Annotated in this window: 2 protein-coding genes and 1 pseudogene; 2 read left to right on the forward strand and 1 reads right to left on the reverse strand. The window is 69.5% G+C overall.

The window, feature by feature from the left end:
* Positions 1-142: 142 nt before the first annotated feature.
* A pseudogene (locus ACIBAD_RS37450) lies at positions 143-2782 on the forward strand (RICIN domain-containing protein).
* A 264-nt stretch (positions 2783-3046) separates the two neighbouring features.
* Positions 3047-5527 (forward strand): non-reducing end alpha-L-arabinofuranosidase family hydrolase, encoded by a 2481-nt coding sequence (locus tag ACIBAD_RS37455; protein ID WP_398911522.1) that lies wholly within the window; start codon positions 3047-3049, stop codon positions 5525-5527.
* 427 nt (positions 5528-5954) lie between these two features.
* On the opposite strand, the gene ACIBAD_RS37460 is transcribed toward ACIBAD_RS37455, so the two are convergent.
* On the reverse strand, positions 5955-6837 hold an 883-nt coding region (locus tag ACIBAD_RS37460), incomplete at its 5' end, for an ISAs1 family transposase (RefSeq protein WP_398911524.1).

The raw sequence follows: 6837 nt of genomic DNA on the forward strand, positions 1-6837 counted from the left end.
TCACCACGAGGTGCCCTGAAAAAGTTTCCGGCTCACGGCAACCTTTTGCGGAGCCTGCGACCACAAGGAAGTAGATCCGGCCAGTACCGGTGTCGGGATCCGCCTTCCTCTCATGCACGGTTCGCAAGGAGAACGTCTACCCATGAGCAACCCCCCAAACGGCGGGCGCCGCGGGCGTCACCGCCGTCGCTTGAACGCCACCGCTCTGCTGGTCGGTGTGCCCCTCGCCGTCGGGTCGTACTTCGTGTTCACAGACGAGGAGTCCCAGGCCGCGACGGTCGACGGCGATGCCTACTACAGGCTGGTCTCCGTACGCAGCGGCCAGGTGTTGGACGTCAACGGCTTCTCCACCGCCGACGGCACCCGGATCCAGCAGTGGACCGACCAGAACACCGCCAACCAGCAGTGGCGACTGAGGCCCACCGGGGACGGCTACTACGAGCTGGTGAACCGCAACAGCGGCAAGGTGCTGGGCATAGCGGGCGGCTCGACCGCCCGGGCGGCTGCCGCCGAGCAGCAGACGGACAGCTCCTCCGCCTCCCAGCAGTGGCGGATCGACGGTGTGAGCGGTTCCGAGGCCGTCACCTTCACCTCCCGCAAGAGCGGTCAGGTCCTGGACGTCTCCGGATACTCCAACGACCGTGGCCCGCAGATCATCCAGTGGCCCGGCCAGGGCAGCAGCAACCAGCAGTGGAAGCTGGTGAAGACGGGCGGGAGCCTGGTGCCCGGGTCCGCGGCGGGCAGGCCGGGTCCGGATCGTACGCATGGAAGAACGCCCAGGTGGTGGGCGGCGGTTACGTCACCGGGCTGGTGTTCAACCAGAAGGAGAAGGGCCTGCTGTACGCGCGCACCGACATGGGAGGCGCCTACCGCTGGGACACCGGGGCCGAGCAGTGGATCCCGCTGACCGACTGGATCGGCGAGAAGGACTGGAACCTGCTGGGCATCGATTCGATGGCCACCGATCCGGTCGACCCCGACCGGCTCTACCTCGCGGCGGGCACCTACACCAAGGACTGGGCCGGGAACTCCGCGATCCTGCGCTCCACCGACCGGGGCCGCACCTTCCAGCGCACCGATCTGCCGTTCAAGCTGGGCGGCAACGAGGACGGCCGCGGGGCGGGCGAGCGGCTGGTGATCGACCCTGCGAACCACGACACCCTGCTCCTGGGCACCCGTAAGAACGGCCTGTGGCGCAGCACCGACCGCGGGGCGACCTGGAGCCAGGTCTCCTCGTTCCCCGTCAAGGACGAGGCGAGCAGCGGCGGCATCTCCTTCGTGACGTACGGCCCGGCCGGCAGCAAGACGGTCTACGTCGGCGTCGGCGACAAGTCCACGTCCCTGTACCGCTCCACCGACGGCGGCAACTCCTGGCAGGCCGTCTCCGGACAGCCCACCGGCCAGCTGCCGCAGCACGGCGTGGTCTCCGGTGACGGCTCGCTGTACCTGACGTACACCAACGCCCTCGGGCCCAACGGCGTGACGGCGGGTTCGGTGTGGAAGTACACGCCGGCCGGCGGGGCGTGGAAGGACGTCTCCCCGTCCAAGGGCGGCTACGGCTTCTCCGGTCTGGCCGTCGACCCGCAGCACCCGTCCACGGTGATGGTCACCACCCTCGACCGCTGGTACCCCGAGGACGAGCTCTACCGGACCACCGACGGCGGTACCACCTGGAAGGCCCAGGCCGCGAAGTCGGTGCGGGACGCCTCCAGTGCTCCTTTCGTCGGTACCGGCATCGGGCACTGGATGACCGCGCTGACCATCGACCCCTTCGACTCCGGGCACGTGCTGTACGGCACCGGCAACGGCATCTGGCGCAGCAAGGACGCCACCGCCACCGACAGCGGCGGCACCAGCCACTGGACCCCGGGGGCCCGCGGGCTGGAGGAGACCGCGCTCGCGGACGCGATCGCCCCGCCCGGCGGCGCCACCCTCATCACCTCCATGGGCGACCAGGGCGGTTTCCGGTACGACGACCTGACCAAGGTGCCCGCCGGGCGGCTGAAGAACCCCCTGATGAGCAGCAGCACCGACATCGACTTCGTGCAGTCCAACCCCTCGATGATGGTCCGGGTCGGCCGGGGCGGCGAACAGGACGGCGCCTACTCCACCGACGGCGGCCTCAACTGGATCGGCTTCAAGGCAAAGCCGGTGGGCAGCGCCCAGGCGGGCCACGTCGCGATCGCGGCGGACGGCTCCACCATCGTCTGGACCGGGGCGGGCCAGGTCCCGTACCGCTCGACCGACAAGGGAGCGAGCTGGTCGAAGGTCGGCGGCCTGGGCGCCGACGCGGTGGTCGTCGCCGACCGGTCCTCGGCCAACACCTTCTACTCGCTGGCCGGCGGCACGCTGTTCGCCAGCACCGACGGCGGCGCGACCTTCACCGCCCGCGCCACCAACCTGCCCAACGGCCGGCTCACCGCCGCCCCGGGCGTCGGCGGGGACCTGTGGATCGCCGACGGCGGCAAGGGGCTGCTGCACTCCACCGACGGCGGCCGCACCTTCACCACGCTCACCACGGTGAAGTCCGCCTCCGCCCTCGGCTTCGGCAAGGCCGCGCCGGGTGTCCTACCAGGCCCTGTACCTGATCGGCACCGTCATGGACGTCACCGGAGTCTTCCGCTCGACCGACATGGGCGCCACCTGGCTCCGCATCAACGACGACGCCCACCAGTGGGGCGCCATCGGCAGCCTCGGCATCATCACCGGCGACCCCGACACCTACGGTCGCGTCTACATCGGCACCAACGGACGCGGTCTCCAGTACGGCGACCCGTCCTGACCCCACCACCCGCGCGGGGTCGCAGGCTCAACCGCCTGCGGCCCCGCCGTGTCTGACGGAACGCCAAGGACGACACCTACCCCGCCGACGCCGGGACCGCCGCGGGCGCCCTCGCGGTCCGGGGCGGCTTCGCCCCGACGGGATGAGGGCCGCGCCGATCTCCGGCTCGACAAAAAGTCCTCCCGATCACGGCAACCTTTGTGTGCGTGGCGGCAACTAGCGGGTAACCGGGGCCAAGATCAAGGCCCACTGCGCCAGAAGGACATGCCGTTGCCAGATCAGAACCGCTCTCATCGCCGCCGGCCGACAACCCGCCGCGTGATCGCCGCCGCCGTGGTGCTCGCCGCCGTAGGTGCAGCCGTACCGCTGGTCGCCCAGGCCGCGTTCACGCCGAACGCCGGCACGCCGACCGTGCTCGCCGACGCAGCGGCCGTCAGCGGCCGCTACTTCGGTACGGCAGTGGCCGTGGGCAGGCTCGGGGACGCGACGTACTCCACCATTCTCGACCGGGAATTCAAGATGGTAACCCCGGAGAACGAGATGAAGTGGGACGCCATCGAGCCCTCCCGCGGGTCGTTCAACTTCGGCCCCGCCGACTCGATCGTCAACCACGCCTCCGCGCACGGCCAGAAGATGCGCGGCCACACCCTGGTCTGGCACTCCCAACTGCCCGACTGGGTCAAGTCCATCAACGACGCCAACACCCTGCGCGGTGTGATGAACAACCACATCACCCAGGAGATGACCCACTACAAGGGCAAGATCTACGCCTGGGACGTGGTCAACGAGGCGTTCGCCGACGGCGGCAGCGGTCAGCACCGCGACTCCGTGTTCCAGAAGGTGCTGGGCAACGGCTTCATCGAGGAGGCCTTCCGCACCGCCCGCAACGTCGACCCCTCGGCCAAGCTCTGCTACAACGACTACAACATCGAGAACTGGTCCGACGCCAAGACCCAGGGCGTCTTCAACATGGTCAAGGACTTCAAGTCCCGCGGCGTGCCCATCGACTGCGTCGGCTTCCAGAGCCACTTCGGCGCCGGCGGCCCCCCGGCCAGCTTCCAGACCACCCTGTCCAGCTTCGCCGCGCTCGGCGTGGACGTCCAGATCACCGAGCTCGACATCGCCCAGGCGTCCGCCACCGCCTACACCAACACCGTCCACGACTGCCTCGCCGTCGCCCGCTGCACCGGCATCACCGTGTGGGGCATCCGCGACAGCGACTCCTGGCGCACCGGCGAGAACGCGCTGCTGTTCGACAACAACGGCAACAAGAAGCCCGCCTACAACGCCGTCCTCACCCCCCTGGCCGGCGCCGGCGGCGGCACCCCGGGCGGCGGCATCAAATCCGGCACCGTCTACACGCTCTCCGGCGTGGGCGCCGCCGGACGTGTCCTCGACGAGCCCGCCGGACAGAACGGCAACGGCACCCCGCTCCAGGTGTGGGACGCCAGCGGCGCCACCAACCAGCAGTGGCGGGCCACCAAGAACGGCGACGGCTCCTACACCCTCACCAACGTCGCCAGCGGCCGGGTCCTGGACGAGCCGGGCGGCCAGACCGGCAACGGCACGAAGATGCAGGTCTGGGACTCCCACGGCGGTTCCAACCAGCACTGGAAGGCCGCCGGGAACAAGGACGGCTCCTACACGCTGACCAACGTCGCCAGCGGCCGGGCCCTGGAGACCCCCGGCAACCAGACCGCCAACGGCACCGCCGTCCAGATCTGGGACTCCTGGGGCGCTGCCAACCAGCACTGGAACTTCAGGTCGTCCGGGTCGTCCACCCCGACGCCGGCCCCGACGACGCCCGCGCCCACGGGCGGCGCGTGCGCCCTTCCGTCGACCTACCGGTGGAGCTCGACCGGTGCGCTGGCGCAGCCGGCGAACGGGTGGGCCGCGCTGAAGGACTTCACCACCACGACGTACAACGGCAAGCACCTGGTCTACGCGACGTACTCCGACGGAAACTGGGGCTCGATGGGCTTCAGCCCCTTCACGAACTGGTCGGACATGGCGACGGCCACCCAGACCAAGATGAACCAGGGCGCGGTGGCACCCCAGCTGTTCTACTTCGCGCCCAAGAACATCTGGGTACTGGCCTCACTGGGGTGGGGAACCAACTGGACCTTCACCTACCGCACGTCCAGCGACCCCACCAACCCCAATGGCTGGTCCGCGCCGCAGAACCTGTTCACCGCCCGCTTCCCCGCCGGCGAGGGCGGCGTCCCGATCGACCCGACCCTGATCGCCGACGGCCAGAACATGTACCTGTTCTTCGCCGGTGACAACGGCAAGATCTACCGGGCGAGCATGCCGATCGGAAACTTCCCGAGCAGCTTCGGCTTGTCGTACACGACGGTCATGAGCGACACGGAGAAGAACCTGTTCGAGGCGCCGCAGGTCTACAAGGTCCAGGGCCAGAACCAGTACCTGATGATCGTCGAGGCCCGGGGCGCGAACGAGCAGCGCTACTTCCGACCGTTCACCGCCACCAGCCTCAACGGCTCCTGGACCCCCCAGGCCGCCACCGAGAGCAACCCCTTCGCGGGCAAGGCCAACAGTGGCGCCACCTGGACCAACGACATCAGCCACGGTGACCTGGTCCGCAACAACCCCGACCAGACCATGACCGTCGACGCTTGCAACCTGCAGTTGCTCTACCAGGGCAGGTCCCCCAGCGCGCCGGGGGACACCACCCCCTACGAGAAGCTGCCGTACCGGCCGGGCGTCCTCACCCTGCAGCGCTGACCCGCCGCCCGATCCACGGTGATCGCGACGTGGTGCGGTCCGCCGACTCGTAGACGAGCGGTCTACGGCGTGGGCAACTCCACCTGCTGACCAGTATCCGCCGCCTGGAGGAACCCCAGCCGCGGGTCGGCTGGGGTTCCTCTCTTTCGTGGACCTTCATCGCGGCGTCGGCGGCGCGCCCGGCGGCGCGTCGGGCCGTCATCCTGCCCAGGATGCTCATGACGGTTCCTCGGGTGGGGAGTTGGCTGGCTCAGGAGATGGCGGAGGGCCTCGGCGGCTTGTGCTGCGAGAGCCGGCGCGGGTCGGTCTCCCACTCGACGCCGCCACCGAAGGGGCGGAGAAAGACCATGCCGTTGTGGAAGGCCATGAACGCGCCCAGCGGCCGCTGGGGCAGGGCGGCGTCGTTCTGGCAGTCCGTCCGGTTTGATCATGTGATGCAGAGGGTGGCCAGTGGTCGGGTGGCGTCTCGGCTGTGTTTGCGCAGGGCTGCCATGGCACGGGGTGCTGTGCCGGTCCGCACACGTGAGGCGTCCTCGGCGAAGGTGGTGTCGCGTACGTGGTGGATCTTGTTCTCGATTCCCCAGTGCTCGCGGAGGTGGCGCGCGATCTCGGGAGCATCGGCCTGCTCCGCGGCCAGGTCGGTGACAGCGTAGACGCGTTCCAGGGTGACCTTCCCGGTGGTGATCGTCTGGCGGCGGCGCGCGATCTGCACGGCCTGGGCGGCGTGGGGGAAGCCGAGGCCGCGGGTGACCGTGCAGGTCTTGACCCGGCGGATCTCGTCACGGCCATGCTGCGTGGCCCGGGTCTTGTCCAGCAGCGGAATCTCCCGCCAGGGCAACTGCCTGAGTTGCTGAAGTAGCAGTGGCTGGTTTCCCTTGATCACAGCGATGTAGTGGGCCTTCTTCTCTTCCACCAGGAAGCGGGCGTGGCCGGTCTGGGAGTGCACGGCGTCGAAGGTGACCACGGTGCCGGCCAGGTCGAGCGGTGCGAGCATCGGCTTGAAGACGGTGATTTCGTTGGTCTTGGAGCCGACTTCGCACTGCGCGGCGACCAGGCCGGTCCCGGTCATCGCGGCGAGCAGGTGGACCTGGGTACCGTCCGTGCGACGGGCGCCCCGGACGGTCTTTCCGTCCACGGCCAGCGAGCGGCGGGCCCGGCGTTTGCCCGGCTCCTGGGACGGCGGGCCGCCGGTGTCGCGGGCGGCGAGCCAGGCACCGATCGCCGCGTCGAGGGCGTCGCCGTCGATGCGCTGCAGGACCCGGCGCACGGTGGCCTCCGACGGGGCAGTGGGACCGGACGGTTCGCGGTTC

It is taken from the genome of Streptomyces sp. NPDC051109 (genome assembly GCF_044455885.1).
Lineage (GTDB): Bacteria > Actinomycetota > Actinomycetes > Streptomycetales > Streptomycetaceae > Streptomyces.

Excerpts from the sequence above, each read along its gene's own strand:
- ACIBAD_RS37455 (WP_398911522.1), top strand. The coding sequence starts at position 3,047 with ATGCCGTTGCCAGATCAGAACCGCTCTCATCGCCGCCGGCCGACAACC.